The organism is Mesorhizobium sp. M0292 (assembly GCF_040321695.1).
Taxonomy (GTDB): domain Bacteria; phylum Pseudomonadota; class Alphaproteobacteria; order Rhizobiales; family Rhizobiaceae; genus Mesorhizobium.
In genome coordinates, this window is record NZ_JAMYSB010000028.1 from 1 (window position 1) to 15379 (window position 15379).

Sequence of the window (15379 nt, forward strand, 5' to 3'; positions counted from 1 at the left end):
GAGGCTGGGTTATATTTCGGTTTATGGCGCGGGGGGCACCTGCTTCTACCCTTTCTTTGTGGTGTTGTGCTTTGTGGTGGGGGGGCGCGACGCGGGTCGGCACCGAACCGCTGTTGGCGAGCTTGCGAGCGATCTCGCGCAGAGTGAGGTTCTGCTTCGACCATTCCTTGACTCGATTGAGCGAGGTGCGGCCGCCATTGAAGGTGCTCTCGTCCGGCAGCGGCGGCAGCGGGCCGTCCGGCGGATATACGGAGAGATCGACGCCGCTCCAGCTAGAGAGAAGGTCGATGCCGACCCGATCGGGAAGCAAGCTCTGCAGATACTCCTGCCGCTCGCGTCCCTCCGCTTCGGAAGCTGCGACGATCGGCAGGATGCCCGGCAGGATCTTGAAGCTCTCGGGCTTGCGGCCGTAACGGGCGAGGCGCTCGTTGATGTCCTGCCTGTATTTGATGCCGTCTTCCTTGGTGCTGTAGATGGCAAAGTGCGCATCGGCATGCGCGGTAGCGAAATTCTTGCCGTCTTCGGACGAGCCGGCCTGGACGATCAGCGGATGGCCCTGCGGCGGGCGCGAGACATTGAGCGGTCCGCGCACCTTGAAGTGCGGGCCCTTGTGGTTGATCGCATGGACCTTGTCGGGATCGGCGAAATAGCCCGATGCCTTGTCGATAAGCAGGGCTTCGTCTTCCCAGCTGTCCCACAGTGCCTTGACGATATCGAGGAATTCGGTGGCGCGCTCATAGCGAAAGGCGTGCTCGATATTGCCGTCGCGGCCGAAATTGCGGGCCTCCTCGTCCATGGCCGACGTCACCACATTCCAAGACGCCCTGCCCTTGCTGATATGGTCGAGCGAGGCAAACATGCGGGCGACATTATAGGGCTCGCTGTAGGAGCTCGAGGCGGTGGTGATGAGGCCGATATGCCTGGTCACGCCGGCAAGCGCCGACAACAGCGTCAGCGGTTCCAGGCGGGCATTGGCGTAATGGGCTACGCCGCTCTGTACGGAATCCCAGATCGCGACATGGTCGGCGACGAAGATCGTATCGATCCTGGCGCGCTCGGCAGACTGGACGAGATCGCGGTAGAAGTCGAAGTCGAGCACTTCGCGGCCCGGCGCGCGCGGATGGCGCCACGACATGCGATGATCGCCCTGCGGATTGAAGAAAAACGCGCTGAGGATCATGTGGTCGCGTGCCATGCCGGTCTCCTTGCAGAACTGCTTCAGGCGACCGTCGCGATGCCTCGACCGGCTGCGACAATCTCTCCTGAGCGGTGAAAGGTAGATTGCGCTCCAGCTTAATTCGAGTAATTTTATAGAGATTGTGCGGCGCGAAAGCGGAAGCGATTGCCCTCGAAGACCGCGCCGAAAGAAAGTGGTTTCAGCAAGACATGTCGTCATCGGTTCTGAACGTCGAGCAGCTCACCGTCGCCTATGATGAACGCCGGGGATCGCATCCGGCCGTCAACGGCGTGTCGCTCACCATCGGCGAAGGCGAAGCGCTCGGCCTTGTCGGCGAGTCCGGCTCGGGCAAAAGCTCGGTGGCACTCGCTATTCTGCGCTATCTGCCGAATAACGCCCGGATCGCCGCGTCGGCGCTCGAGTTCCAGGGCCGCGAGATCCGCAATCTCTCCGGCGAACAGCTGCGCCGGCTAAGGGGCGATCGCATCGCGGCCGTCTACCAGCATCCGGGTGCGGCGCTCAATCCGGCCATGACGATTGGCCGGCAGATCACCGAGACGATCATGCGGCATCGCCCGGTTCGGCAGGACGAAGCACGCACCCGCGCCGCCGAGCTGCTCGGCCGCGTCAGGGTGAGCAATCCGGAGCGGGTGCTCGATCTCTATCCGCACGAATTGTCGGGCGGCATGCAGCAGCGCGCCAACATCGCGATTGCCATTGCGCTCGACCCGTCGCTGCTGGTGCTGGATGAGCCGACGACGGCGCTTGACGCCAGCGTCCAGTCCGAGATCGTCGCCATCCTGCAGGACTTGCGCCGCGATCACCAAACCAGCGTTCTGCTGATCAGCCATGACATCAACATGGTCCGCCGGGCCTGCGATCGGGTGGCCGTGATGCAGTCGGGGACGGTGGTCGAAAGCGGCATCGCCAACGATGTCTTCGAGAACCCTGTTCACGCCTACACCAAGGCGCTGATCGCCTCGATCCCGGCGCTCAACTTCACCAAGCGCGACGGCAGGCTGGCCGAGATGCACACAACCGGCCCGTCGAAGCCTGTCCGCAGCGATCAACCGGAAGCCGCACGTCCGATCGCCGTCGCCTGCAAAGGCATCAGCCGCGCCTTCGGCTCCCAGGCCGTCCTGCACGATATCGACCTGGAGATAGCCCAGGGCGAGACGTTCGGGCTGATCGGCGAATCCGGCTCCGGCAAGTCGACATTGGCAAGGATCGTGACTGGCCTCCAGACGCCGGACGCTGGGTCGGTCGAGCTGTTCGGCAGCACTGTCGCGCCGCGCGTCGAGAAAAGAAGCCTGAGCGAACGGCGCGACGTGCAGATGGTGTTCCAGTCACCCGACCGCACGCTCAATCCGCGCCAGCGGATCGGCAGGATCCTCGGCCGTCCGCTGCGGCGGCTCGCCGGCTTTAGCCGCAGCGAGGTGAAGCAGCGTGTCGGCGATCTCCTGGCCTCGGTTCGTCTTGCCGCTACGACCGTCGACCAGAAGCCGAGATCGCTGTCTGGTGGCCAGCGCCAACGGGCGGCGATTGCGCGCGCCTTTGCCGGCGTGCCGAAGCTCGTGGTGTTGGACGAGCCGACCTCTGCGCTCGACGTTTCCGTGCAGGCGACCGTGCTCAATTTGCTCAACGACCTGCAGCGCGACAAGGACACCACCTATCTGTTCATCAGCCACGACCTCAGGGTGGTGCGCTATATGGCCGACAGGATCGGCGTGCTCTATCGCGGCCGGCTGGTCGAGACGGGATCATCCGAGCAGATTTTCCGTGGCCTCAACCACCCCTACACGAAGCTGCTTCTGGCCGCGTCCTCGGATGAGACGGCGCCGAGGGCTCCGGCTCAGCTCCACGTCGCGGCACACGATGCCGAGACCTCCGGATGCTCCTTTGCCGCCCGCTGTCCTGTCGCGCTGCCCGATTGCCGAAAGGCGCAACCACCCGTCAGGCAGGCCGGCGACGGTCATCTGATCGCCTGCTGGAGAGACGCAAGCAGTCTCTGATTGCGAAGCGGGCAACTGACAAGCCTTCTTTCGAGGAGATGTCCCCCGGCCGATGCGGCCGGAGGACAGGCTTGGGAGGCGCCTGACGTCGGCTGGAAATTTCCGGCGATGGTTTTGACCAGCGTCGATTTGCCGGCGCCATTGTCGCCCGTCAGGCCGAGAACCTGGCCCTCATTGATGTCGAGCGAGACATTGTCCAGCGCGCGAACGGCACCGAAATCCTTCACGATATGTTCGAGACGCGCTAGAACCGTCATCGCATCTTCCCATGCCAATTTGTAAGTTTCTAATACAAATCATCGTTTGAAACTTGGGTCAATGGGCTTGGAGATGCTGAAGATTTATTGCAATGCGCCCAACCTTGGGTCTTTCAAACCGCCTAGAAATTCTATTAGTATGTCGAGCAAACAAATTGTGGAGAACGACATGCTGGTGTCGACCGATCTTCGGCCGAACGAAACGCGGGCACTTGCGGCGCTGTTTCGTGCCGGCGCGTCGAGCCGGGCAGCGCTCGCACGCGATCTCGGCCTGACCCGGTCGACCACCGGCGCCCTGGTGCTGGGGCTGACGGAAGCCGGTCTGGCGCGCGAGCGGTCGGATGGAGCGGATGACGAGCAGGATAGCGAGGGTCGGGTCGGCCGTCCCGGTATCCTGGTCGAGATCGACGGCAATGGCGGCTTCTTCCTTGGCGCTTATATCGGCGTCAACTGGATCGCAGTCGTGACTGTCGACCTTGCCGGCGCGCGGCGTGCGAGCGCCTCTAGGGCATTTGCCGGCCCCGGTAGCACGCCCGAAGCCGCGGTCGACATCATCGGGGAACTCGTCGCCGAGATCCGCTCACAATTGCCTGCGGGCACGCGCCCCTACGGGCTCAATGTCGCCGTGCCCGGCTTCCCCGCCGCCGACGGGATTTCATACCATGCCACCATCCTTGGCTGGCACGGGGTCAATCTGGCGGAGCTTTTGCGCACTGCCTTTGGCGCGGACTTTCCAATCCTCTTGGAAAACGATGCCAATGCCGTGGCGGTGGCCGAGACATACCGGGCGCAGCCGGGCAAGGACCATGAGGATGCTCTGGTCATCCTGATCGAGAACGGCGTTGGCGGCGGCATCGTCAATGCCGGCAGGCTGCATCGCGGCCGGCTCGGCGGCGCCGGCGAAATCGGGCATCTGCGCATCGGCGACGAAGGTTTTGTCTTCGACGCGAAGCGCCCGGGCCGACTGGAATCCTATGTCGGCAAGGATGCTTTACTGGCTCGCTATTTGCACATAAGCGGACTGCGCGCCGGCGTGGATGAGTTTGTCGCAGCGCTGGCCGGCGGCGATCCGGCAGCCGTTGCCACCGCGCGCGACTGGGCGCTCTGGTTCGGCCGCGGCCTGGCGACACTTGCCTGCACCTTGCAGCCGGAGCGCATCATCCTCTCCGGCTCCGTCAATGCTGTCTATCCCTTTGTCGCCGAGCAGGTGGAAGCTTTCTTGCTGGAGTTCCTGGCTGAAGGTTACCCCGTTCCTACGGTCGAACTGTCGCGCGTCGGGGCCGACGGTCCGGCATTGGGCGCTGCCTGTCTGCTGCATCAGGCAGCTTTGTCGGGCGATCCGCAATTTCAACTTCGCGGCCTCGCCGCGCGCTAATCAGGAGAGATTCCATGCCTCGCAAAGACGAAAAGCGGCTGCGTGTCGGCGTGCTCGGCTGCGGTCCGATTGCCCAGGCGGCGCATTTCGAATCCTGCACCAAGGCACGCAATACCGATCTCTATGCCATCTGCGATGTCGCCGACGATCTGCGCGACAGGATGGCGGCGACCTACGCGCCTGAAAAATCCTATGCCGACTACGGCCTGATGCTGGCCGATCCCGATCTCGATGCCGTCATCATCGCGACATCGGACATTTTTCACGTCAAGGCCGCGGAACTGGCGCTCGATGCCGGCAAGCATGTGCTTTGCGAAAAGCCGCTGGGCGTTTCGGTCGAGGAGGTCGAAGGCTTGCGGGCCACGCTCGACAAGAGCGGCAAGGTGCTCCAGGTCGGCCATATGAAGCGCTTCGATCCCGGCATCCAGGCGGCAAAGGCTTTCGTCGACGACGAAATGGGCGAGCGGCTGGCGTTCAAAGGCTGGTACTGCGACAGCACCCACCGCTACCCGATGACCGATGCGGTGCAACCGCTGATCATCACCAGCGCCAAGGCGCGCAAGCCTGCCGTCAATCCCAAGGCGGATCTGCGCCAATACTACATGCTGGCGCATGGCAGCCATCTCCTCGATACGGCGCGCCATCTGCACAGGCCGATCGAGGCGGTCGAGGCCCGGCTCACCGAGCGCTATGGCGCCTATTGCTGGTTCATCACCACCATCTTCGCCGACGGCACGATCGGCCATCTCGACCTGACGGTCGCCGTGCGCATGGACTGGCACGAAGGGTTCCAGATCTATGGCCAGAACGGCAGCGTTCTCGCGAAGACGTATAACCCCTGGTACTACAAGAGCAGCGAGGTCGACATTTTCCGCGAGGCCGATGGCAGTTGGCATCGCACGCTTGGCGCGGATGGCCACTTCTATCGCCGGCAGCTCGAAGGCTTTGCCGATGTCGTGCTGAATGGCGCGCCCATGATCGGCGCCAGCATCGAGGACGGCATCGCCTCGGTCAGGGGCATGGCGGCCATCGCCCGCTCGGCCGCTGCCGGCGGCCGCGCCGTCCGTCTGGCCGATGTCGACGGGGTCGTGTGATGCAGCTTGGGATTTTCGCCAAGACCTTCGCCACCACCGGCGCCTTGCCGGTGCTGCGCGCGGTCGCGGACGGCGGCTACACGGCGGCGCAGTTCAACATGGCGTGCCTTGGACTGCCGTCGATGCCGGACAGCATTGAGCTCGGCGCGGCCCGGTCCGTCGCTAAGGCGAGCGGCGAGGCCGGCGTTTCGATCGCGGCCGTGTCTGGAACCTACAATATGATCCACCCGGATCGCTCGGTTCGTGTGTCAGGTCTTGCTCGGCTGGAGGTGCTGGCTGCGTCATGCGCTGACATGGGCACGCGCCTGATCACGCTGTGCACCGGCACAAGGGATGCACAGGATCCGTGGCGCTGGCATCCCGACAATGCAAGCGAGGCGGCATGGAGCGATCTGCGGATGGACATGGAAGCGGCGATTGCGATTGCCGAGCGCTTCGACATCGAGCTTGGCATCGAACCGGAACTGGCCAATGTCGTCTCCAACGCCCGGGCCGCACGCCGCCTGCTGGACGAAATGAACAGCACGCGGCTGCGCATCGTGCTCGACCCGGCCAATCTGTTCGAAGTGGCCGACAGCGCGGAGCGTCATCGCCTGATCGACGAGGCCGTCGGCTTGCTGGCCGCCGAGATCGGCATGGCGCATGCCAAGGACCGCTATGCCGATGGCAGCTTTGCCGCGGCCGGACATGGCGTTGTCGACTTCCCGCATTTCATCGGCCGTCTGAAAGCCGCTGGCTTCGACGGACCCCTGATCACGCATGGCCTGACAGAGGCCGAGGCGCCCGGCGTGGGCGCCTTTCTGCGCACCGTGCTGGAAGCGAGCGAGCGCGCGTGAAAGAGACCTTCAGCCGCGATGGCGTCGATCTTGCCTACCGGGACGTCGGCGCCGGGCTTCCCGTCATCTTTCAGCACGGCCTAGGCGGCGACGACGCGCAGGTTGCCGACGTGTTTCCCGATCTGCCGGTGACCCGGCGGGTGACGCTCGAATGCCGGGGCCAGGGCGGATCCAGCTACGGGCCGGTCGAGCGGCTTTCGGTTGCGACGTTTGCCGAAGACGTCGAAGCGCTGGCCGACGAACTCGGCCTCGGCCCGGCCGTCGTCGGCGGCATCTCGATGGGCGCGGCGCTGGCGCTGCGCCTGGCAGTGCATAGGCCGGCCCGTGTGCGCGCTTTGGTGCTCGCCCGGCCCGCCTGGGTAGCCCAGGCGGCTCCGGAAAATATGAGGCCCTATGCCGTCGTCGGCGATCTCTTGATGCGGCATTCGCCTGAAGACGCCAGGCGTCTGTTCGATGACAGCGCTGTTGCCGGCGAACTGGCCAGATTGGCGCCGGACAATCTCGGCAGCCTGCAAGGCTTCTTCACTCGCCCGGACCCGGTTCTGTTCGGCAGGCTGCTTTCGGCGATCGCCGGCGATGGTCCCGGCGTGAGCGAGGCGGACATCCGCGCTATCGCGGTGCCGACTCTTGTCATCGGCCATGACCATGACCTCGTGCATCGCCTGGCCGACGCACAGACGCTGGCCGGACTCATTCCGTCGGCCCGGCTTTGCACCATCACAGCCAAATCGCAGGATCGCGCCGCCTACCGGCTGGAATTCCGCGCCTGTCTTTCGGAATTCCTGGAACCGCTCGCATGACGCATCAAACGATGGACGACACGATCGCCGTGGTCGAGATCGGCGGCACGTCGGTCAAGGTTGGCTTTGCCGACCACGGCATCCCGGTGGATTTTGCCCGCACCTACCCGACCGCGCAACTGCGCAAGGGCGCGCCTGTGGCGGGGTTGGCCGATGCGGTCACCGCAGCCTGCCGCGATGCCGGGCTCAAACCTGCACGGGTCGTTGCGACGGTGCCTGGGTTCATCGACCGCGACTTCGACACGGTGCTGCACACGGCCAACATTCGCGAGCTGAACGGCATCCGGCTGGGTACGGAACTGGCATCGCGGCTCCGCGTTCCCGTGCGGCTCGAACGCGACGTCGTGCTGCAATTGCTCGGTGAAAGCGTCGCCGGCGCAGTGAAGCGGCAAAAGGAAGTGCTGGCGGTCTATCTCGGCACCGGCATCGGTGCGGCCTATCTCGGCAAGGACGGCATTTTCAGGGGCGGCGGCTGGGCGCTGGAAATCGGCCATATGCCGATCTACCGGCCTGACGAAAGCGGACCGCCAAACCGCGTCGAGACCTACGCCTCAGGGGCAACGCTTGTCGACCTTGCCGCGGACTACGATATCCCGGTTGCCGAGCTGTTTTCGGCGCCCGGGCAGCCGCCGTCGCTGCGCGAATGGCTCGATGAGATCGTCTGGCAGCAGGCGGTGACCATCGCAACGGCAGCCGCTTTGTTTTCCCCGCAGACGATCCTGATCGGTGGCGGCATTGTCGACATGAAGTCCTATCCCCGCCAGGCGCTCAAGCAGCGCATCGCGGACAGCCTGCCGCATTCGCTTGTTGTAGAGCCTCTGGACATACGCTGGGCGGCCCTGGGCTGGCAGGCGGCGATCCATGGCGCGGTGCTGCTCGGCGCGGTGTGATCGCCGTGGTTGCTGTCGGCGAAGGATTACTTGATCGTCTTCCCGTCCGCCCCAAACCGGTATGTCTTACCCGGCTCCGGCGTTGCATACAGCGTCGCACCTGGCTCGGCGTCGTAGACACCGAAAATGCGGACCGTGATCAGCCCGGCCTTTTCGCAGTCGAGATAGAGGTTGGTGTCGGCGCCGAGATGTTCGGCATGCACCACCGTTCCCTTCCAGGCGCCGGACCTTGGATCCACGGTCAGATGCTCCGGCCGCACGCCGATCGTCTTGGCCGTCTCGCCCAATCTGGCGCCGTCGATGAAATTCATCTTCGGCGAGCCGATAAAGCCGGCGACGAACTCGTTTGCCGGCGAATTGTAGAGCTCCATCGGGCCGCCGATCTGCTCGATCTGGCCGGCGTTGAGCACGACGATCTTGTCGGCCAGCGTCATCGCCTCGACCTGGTCGTGGGTGACGTAGATCATCGTTGCCTTCAGCCGGCGATGCAGCTGCGCGATCTCCAGTCGCGTGTTGACGCGAAGCGCAGCGTCGAGGTTCGAAAGCGGCTCGTCGAAGAGAAACAGTTTCGGCTCACGCACCACGGCGCGGCCGATGGCGACGCGCTGGCGCTGGCCGCCCGACAGTTCCGCCGGCCGCCGCTCGAGATACGGTTCCAGCGACAGCATCGACGAGGCGACGCCGATGCGGCGTTCGATCTCCGGGGCGGGCGTGCCGGCCTGCTTGAGGCCGAGGCCCATATTGTTCTTCACCGTCAGATGCGGGTAGAGCGCGTACGTCTGGAACACCATGGCAATGCCGCGTTTTGCCGGGGGCGTGGCCGAGACATCGGCGCCGTCGATCACCACCCTGCCGGAGGTCGAATCCTCCAGCCCGGCGATGACCCTGAGCAAGGTTGACTTGCCGCAGCCAGATGGGCCGACGAAGACGACGAATTCGCCGTCGGTCACTTCGAGGTTGATGCCTTTCAGCACCTCGACCGGCCCGAAGGCCTTCTTCACATTCTCGATTACCAGCGAGCCCACGGCTTCGTCCTTGTTCTAGAGTTTGCCCTACTAGAGCTTAACTGGGGCGCCGCTGCGCACGCTCTCATCGGCGGCAAGGCAGACGGCGAGCGATTTCACCGCGTCGTCCATGTGGCGGGTCAGGTCGATGTCTTCCCGGATCGCCTTCAGCACGAAGGCCTGTTCGAGGTCGCAGAGATCCTGGTGGCCGGGTTCGCCGTCCATCGACAGCATCTCGTCCGGCCTGGCGAACTTGCCGTCCGCACCCGTCGCAGCGCTGTGCAGGCGGATGGTCGAGGTCTTGGTGTGGGTGTCGATGTCGTCCGACTTCACACCTTCCTTCATGACGATCGACACGCAGCCATTGGGCGACATCACGTCCTTCACGAAGAACGCCGTTTCCGAAATCATCGGTCCCCAGGCAGCTTCGTACCAGCCGACCGAACCGTCATCGAACAGCACCTGCAGATGGCCGTAATTGTACATGGTCGGCGCGATTTCCTCGGTCAGCCGCAGCCCCATGCCGCGCACCTCGACCGGCTTGGCGTCGGTGATCTGCAGCATGACGTCGAGATAGTGCACGCCGCAATCGACGATCGGCGACGTCGTCTGCATCAACTGCTTGTGCGTCTGCCAGGTCGGGCCTGACGATTGCTGGTTGAGGTTCATGCGGAACACGTAAGGGCCACCGAGCTTGCGCGCCTCGGCGATCAGCCGGACCCAGGACGGGTGATGGCGCAGGATATAGCCAATCACCAGCTTTCTGCCATTGGCCTTGGCCGCCGCGACGACGCGCTTGGCGTCCGCCACCGTTGTTGCGAGCGGCTTCTCGACGAAGACGTGGCAGCCGGCCTCGAATGCCTTCACCGCATAGTCGGCATGGCTGTCGGAATAGGTGGCGATGCAGGCGACGTCGGGCTTTTCATCGCGCAATGCATCGTCGAAGGAACGACGGATGTCATAGCCCGACAGCCCGTCCGGTAACGGCACGTCGGAGCGGTTGATCAGGGCCGCGATCTCGAAGCCCGGATTAGTGTGGTAGGCCAGCGCATGGCTACGCCCCATATTACCGAGGCCTGCGACGACGACGCGAAGGGGCGATTTAGAGGTCACCTAACTACTCCAGATGTTCCAGTTGTTCCTTCTGAGAGGGTGTCACCCCACCCGGCGCTTCGCGCCGACCTCCCCATCAAGGGGAGGTAGGACGTTGGCGCGAACACCCTCACTGCCAAAGAAGCTTCTCCGAAAGTCGCCCTTTGGCGGTCGTGAATGAAGCCACGGCCTTTTACCTCCCCTTGATGGGGAGGTCGGCGCGCAGCGCCGGGTGGGGTGAAGGCTCCAGCAGAGATTTGTAGGGCTCCGCTCACTTGACGGCTCCGGATGTGATGCCGCGGATCAGCTGCCGCGAGAAGATGACGTAGAGTGTCAGCACCGGCATGATCGCCAGCGAGAGCGCGGCCAGGATGGCGTTCCAGTTGGTGACGAACTGGCCGAGGAACAACTGCGCGCCGAGCGTCACCGTCTTGGTCTCTTCCGACGGCGCCAGGATCAGCGGGAACCACAGATCGTTCCAGATCGGGATCATGGTGAAGACGGCGACCGTCGCCATCGACGGCCGCACCAGCGGCAGCACCAGCCGAAAGAAGATCGTGTATTCCGACAGCCCGTCGATACGGCCGGCATTCTTCAGATCGTCCGACACCTGCTTCATGAATTCTGACAGGATGAAGACGGCGAGCGGCAGGCCTTGCGCGGTGTAGACAAGGATCAGCGCCGTCAGCGTGTTGACCAGCCCGCTCGCCACCATCAATTGCAGGATGGCGACGGTGCCGAGCCGGATCGGGATCATGATGCCGAGCGCGAGGTAAAGCCCCATCAGCGTGTTGCCGCGAAAGCGGTATTCCGACAACGCGAACGCCGCCATCGCGCCGAACAGAAGCACGAAGAACAGCGAGGCGACGGTGACGACGAGGCTGTTCTGAAAATAGTGGATGAAGTCGCCCTGCCCGATCACGGTGGTATAGCCGATCAGGTCGAAGGTTTTTGGCGTCGGCGGCGTCAGCGGTTCGCTGAAGATGCCGGCGCGTGACTTGAACGAATTCATGATGACCAGGATCACCGGAAACAGCGCGATCGCCGTATAGGTCAGAAGGATCGCGTGGGCGCCGATGGTGCGGGGCAGCGAACGAGTGGCGGTGCTCATTGGAAGGTCTCCTGACGAGCGATGACTGTTGAGGTCGGCACCAAGGCACCCCCCTCTGTCCTGCCGGACATCTCCCCCTCAAGGGGGAAGATTGGCAGCTTGAGGCTCGGCGCCTCTTCTCCAACGCTGGAGATTTGCGAAGCCAATGGTGCCATCCAATCTCCCCCTTTGAGGGGGAGATGGCCGGCAGGCCAGAGGGGGGTGTTTAGCCGTAACATGTCTGCCCCTCTAAAACTGGTAGCGACGCAGGCGCGTCTGGACGAGGAACAGGTAGACGCAGACGCCGCCGAGGATGATCAGGAACATCATCGTGGCGATCGCCGCACCCATATTGGGATCGCCGGTCTGCAGCTGGAAGCCGAAGAAGGCGCGGTAGAGGAAAGTGCCCAGAATATCAGTCGAATAGTTCGGGCCGGCCAGCGCCCCTTGCGCGGTGTAGATCAGGTCGAAGGCGTTGAAATTGCCAACGAAGGTCAGGATCGAGATGATGCCGATCGAGGGCAGGATCAGCGGCAGCTTGATCTTCCAGAACTGCGACATGCCGGTGATGCCGTCACACTCGGCCGCCTCGATCACCTCTTCGGGGATCGACAGCAGCGCCGCATAGATCAGCATCATCGGAATGCCGACGAACTGCCAGACCGAGATCAGGCTGAGCGCGGTCAGGGCATATTGTTCTTTGCCGAGCCACGGCGTGAACAGGCTTTTCAGGCCGACCAGATCCATCAGATGCGGCGCCACGCCCCACAACGGCGACAGGATCAGTTTCCAGGCGAAACCGACGATGACGAAGGACAGGATGGTCGGCACGAAGATCGCGGTGCGGTAGAAGGCGGCGAATCTCAGCCTCGGGCTGGACAGCAATGCCGCCAGCATGACACCGATCGGGTTTTGGACCACCATGTGGATGATGAAGAACCAGGTGTTGTTCCGCAGCGCGTTCCAGAAGCCGACCGACCAGTTGGGGTCGCCGAACAACGTACGGAAATTAGTGAAACCGACGAACACCTGATGCTGATCGACATTGCGGAACAGCGACAGCTGCAGCGTGCCGGCCAGCGGCAGGATCATGATCGCCGTATAGACCAGCAGCGCCGGCGCCAGGAAGACGCCGATATGCCAGCGGAACGGTCGTTTCGGTCGTGTTTGTGCGGCCATGAGTGCGGTCCCCGCCGATCAGGTTTAGCAATGCCTTCGCCGGCAGCGCTGCCCCTCACCCTTACCCTCTCCCCGTGAAGGACGGGGAGAGGGGGCGGCTGCGTTTCGGCTGATCCTTCTCCCCGTCACTATACGGGGAGAAGGTGCCGGCAGGCGGATGAGGGGCGGCGCCGTCGTTCGCAGTCGATGATGCTGTCGAAAAACGCAGGGCCGTCCACTTGGGGCCCTGTCTGTCTCTGAGCTTACTTGCCCGGCTTGTACCAGCTGTCGAGGCCGTCCTGCAGCTTCTTGGCGGCAGCTTCCGGCGTGTCGGTGCCGTTGATGACGTTGGCCGATTCAACCCAGGTTTCGTTCTCGAGGTTCGGCGTGCCGCGCGACAGGATCTGGTAGGTCGAGCGGATCGTCGACTTGCACTTGTCGCGCCAGGAGACGAATTCCTGCGCCAGCGGGTCTTCCATCTTCACCGGGGTGGAATTCAGGCTGAAGAAGCCCGGCAAAGCGTTGGCGTAGATGGTGGCGAAGTCCGGCGAGGCGACCCAGGACAGGAAGGTCTTGGCCGCGTCGGCATTCTTCGACGCCGCATTCAGGCCCATGCCGATATCGGTATGGTCGGAGATGTAGCAGGTGTCGCCGGCCTTCTCGACCGGCGGCGGGAAGGCGCCCATCTTGAACTGCGCCTGGGTGTTGAACAGGCCGATCTCCCACGATCCCGCCGGGTAGATGGCGGCGCGGCCAAGCGTGAACAGGTTCTGGCTGTCCGGATAGGTCTGGGCCTCGAAGCCGTCGCCGAGATAAGGCTTCCACCTGGCCAGTTCCTCATAGGGAGCAACCCAGTCCTTGTCGGTCAGCTTCTGGTCGCCCTTGATCAGCGCTGCGCGGCCCTCTTCGCCCTTCCAGTAGTTCGGACCGATGTTCTGATAGCCCATGGTCGCGGCTTCCCAGAGGTCCTTGGTGCCCATGGCCATCGGGATGTAGGTGCCGTCGGCCTTGATCTTGTCGAGCGCGGCGAAGAACTCGTCACGCGTCGTCGGCACCTTGAGGCCGAGCTTGTCGAAGGCGTCCTTGTTGTAGATGAAGCCGTGAATGACCGAGGCCATCGGCACGCAGAAGCTCGCCTTGCCGTCGTCGGTCTGCCAGGCGGCTTTGGCAACGGGCGAAAAGTTTTCCATGCCGGGCAGCGCCGACAGGTCGGCAAGGTTGCCCTTCTTGAACAGTTCGAGCGATTTGTCGAACGGGCGGCAGGTGATCAGGTCGCCAGCCGAGCCGGCGGCGAGCTTGGCGCCGAGTGCGGCGTCATACTCGGTCGGCGCCGACGGTGCGAACACCACTTTGATGCCCGGGTTCTTGGCCTCAAAAGCCGGGATCAGCTTGTCCTTCCAGATGGCAAGGTCGTCGCCGCGCCAGCTTTCGATATTGAGCGTTACGTCATCGGCGTGAGCCAACCCGGCGGTGCCGAGAATGCTGGTGCCGAGAAGCAGTGCCGTCAGTAATTTCGTTGTCATGCTAGTCTCCCTGTTGACCTTTTTCAGGTTCGGTTTTGAGAACAGGGGCCTTCGCGCCCTTGTTCCCCTCGATCGCGGAAAGGGCTGGCCGCAGCTTCTGGCCGGTCCCTTCCAGTATCTTCTCGGCCGCAACGGCGTTGGCAGCGCCGGCGGCGAGCAGAATGGCTGTCTTGACGACGCCGCCGCTCGCTTCGAGCAGCCGCACGGCGTCTTGCCGGTCGCGGCCGCTGATAGCGGCGACGATGCGAGCCGCGCGGTCGCGCAGCTTGATGTTGTCGGCGGTGAGATTGACCATGTAACCGTCATGGACATGGCCGAGATGAATGGCGGTAAGCGTCGACAGCATGTTGAGCGCGATCTTCTGAGCAGTGCCGGCGCCCATGCGCGTCGAGCCGGCAATCACCTCCGGTGGCGTCTCGAGCAGGATGGCGACGTCGGCCAGCCTGAGCAGGGGCGTGTCCTTGTTGTTGGCAATGGCGATGGTTGCCGCGCCCCGGCTGCGCGCCTCCTTCAGCGCCTGCACCGCATAGGGCGTCGAGCCGCTGGCCGAAATCGCGATCAGGCAGTCGCCCTTGCCGATGCCGGCGCCGGCAATTGCCGTCGAGGCTTCGTCGGTGTCGTCTTCCGGTCCGCCGGCCAGGGTCTTGAAAGCGTCGTCGCCACCGGCGATGAGGATGGCGATGCGTTCGCGCTTGATGCCGAAGGTGCCGGGCAACTCCAGCGCGTCGGCCAGCGCCATCAGGCCGGAGCTGCCGGCCGCAGCATAGGCGAGCTTGCCGCCGCCGTTCAGCCGCCCGGCGATGATTTCGGCTGCGGCGGCGATGGCGGGAATGGCGTCGCGCACAGCCTTGGCGGCCTCGATCTGCGCATTGACCAAAGAAGAAAGGATGGCGTCCGGGGCCTGGATGTCCAGTCCCTCGGCATTGCTGTGAAGCGCTTCGGTGCGCGGTTCGGCCATCCCTGTCCCTCCGATGGAAGAACAATACCAAAAAAATACCACTTGTCCACACGCATTAACGAAATTGCGAACTGGAAAGCGTTGATCCGGCAAAATTCCCGGGTTTTTCAACC

Annotated in this window: 13 protein-coding genes and 1 pseudogene; 6 read left to right on the forward strand and 8 right to left on the reverse strand. The window is 63.7% G+C overall.

What is annotated here, in order from left to right:
• On the reverse strand, positions 1-1195 hold a 1195-nt coding region (locus NKI96_RS28265; RefSeq protein WP_352807254.1), incomplete at its 3' end, for an NtaA/DmoA family FMN-dependent monooxygenase.
• Positions 1196-1386: 191 nt separating this feature from the next.
• Here NKI96_RS28265 and NKI96_RS28270 point away from each other — a divergent pair.
• A complete protein-coding gene (locus NKI96_RS28270) occupies positions 1387-3189 on the forward strand; it encodes a dipeptide ABC transporter ATP-binding protein (protein WP_023806179.1) in 1803 nt (600 codons plus the stop codon).
• Positions 3190-3266: 77 nt separating this feature from the next.
• On the opposite strand, the pseudogene NKI96_RS28275 reads toward NKI96_RS28270, so the two are convergent.
• Positions 3267-3446 (reverse strand): annotated as a pseudogene (locus tag NKI96_RS28275) (ATP-binding cassette domain-containing protein); the annotation flags it as partial.
• 169 nt (positions 3447-3615) lie between these two features.
• On the opposite strand from NKI96_RS28275, the gene NKI96_RS28280 reads away from it, so the two are divergent.
• The 5 genes from NKI96_RS28280 to NKI96_RS28300 are packed head-to-tail and all read left to right on the forward strand — an operon-like array spanning position 3616 to position 8441.
• A complete protein-coding gene (locus tag NKI96_RS28280; RefSeq protein ID WP_352807257.1) occupies positions 3616-4821 on the forward strand; it encodes an ROK family transcriptional regulator in 1206 nt (401 codons plus the stop codon).
• Between the two features lie 14 nt (positions 4822-4835).
• Positions 4836-5915 (forward strand): Gfo/Idh/MocA family protein, encoded by a 1080-nt coding sequence (locus tag NKI96_RS28285; protein ID WP_023668836.1) that lies wholly within the window; start codon positions 4836-4838, stop codon positions 5913-5915.
• On the forward strand, positions 5915-6751 hold the full coding sequence (locus NKI96_RS28290) for a sugar phosphate isomerase/epimerase family protein (RefSeq protein ID WP_352807259.1): 837 nt from the start codon (positions 5915-5917) through the stop codon (positions 6749-6751). The genes NKI96_RS28285 and NKI96_RS28290 overlap by 1 nt, the downstream gene beginning before the upstream one ends.
• The gene (locus NKI96_RS28295; RefSeq protein WP_352807261.1) at positions 6748-7551 is read left to right on the forward strand and encodes an alpha/beta fold hydrolase; all 804 of its coding nucleotides are present in this window, start codon (positions 6748-6750) and stop codon (positions 7549-7551) included. Before NKI96_RS28290 ends, NKI96_RS28295 begins: the two co-directional genes overlap by 4 nt.
• Positions 7548-8441: an ROK family protein gene (locus NKI96_RS28300; RefSeq protein ID WP_352807264.1), complete on the forward strand. Its 894-nt coding sequence runs from the start codon at positions 7548-7550 to the stop codon at positions 8439-8441. Before NKI96_RS28295 ends, NKI96_RS28300 begins: the two co-directional genes overlap by 4 nt.
• A gap of 26 nt (positions 8442-8467) precedes the next feature.
• Here NKI96_RS28300 and NKI96_RS28305 read toward each other — a convergent pair whose 3' ends face one another.
• The 6 genes from NKI96_RS28305 to NKI96_RS28330 all read right to left on the reverse strand — a co-directional run bounded on the left by NKI96_RS28305 (position 8468) and on the right by NKI96_RS28330 (position 15266).
• Positions 8468-9466 carry an ABC transporter ATP-binding protein gene (locus NKI96_RS28305; protein WP_023668840.1) on the reverse strand — a complete coding sequence of 333 codons (999 nt, stop codon included), beginning with the start codon at positions 9464-9466 and terminating at the stop codon, positions 8468-8470.
• Positions 9467-9496: 30 nt separating this feature from the next.
• On the reverse strand, positions 9497-10558 hold the full coding sequence (locus NKI96_RS28310) for a Gfo/Idh/MocA family protein (RefSeq protein ID WP_023732573.1): 1062 nt from the start codon (positions 10556-10558) through the stop codon (positions 9497-9499).
• 250 nt (positions 10559-10808) lie between these two features.
• Complete coding sequence (locus NKI96_RS28315; RefSeq protein ID WP_023668842.1) at positions 10809-11648, reverse strand: carbohydrate ABC transporter permease; 840 nt, start codon at positions 11646-11648, stop codon at positions 10809-10811.
• A gap of 228 nt (positions 11649-11876) precedes the next feature.
• A complete protein-coding gene (locus tag NKI96_RS28320; protein ID WP_023696936.1) occupies positions 11877-12806 on the reverse strand; it encodes a carbohydrate ABC transporter permease in 930 nt (309 codons plus the stop codon).
• A 242-nt stretch (positions 12807-13048) separates the two neighbouring features.
• On the reverse strand, positions 13049-14308 hold the full coding sequence (locus NKI96_RS28325; protein WP_023689958.1) for an ABC transporter substrate-binding protein: 1260 nt from the start codon (positions 14306-14308) through the stop codon (positions 13049-13051).
• Position 14309: 1 nt separating this feature from the next.
• Positions 14310-15266: an N-acetylmuramic acid 6-phosphate etherase gene (locus NKI96_RS28330; protein ID WP_023711282.1), complete on the reverse strand. Its 957-nt coding sequence runs from the start codon at positions 15264-15266 to the stop codon at positions 14310-14312.
• Positions 15267-15379: the final 113 nt, after the last annotated feature.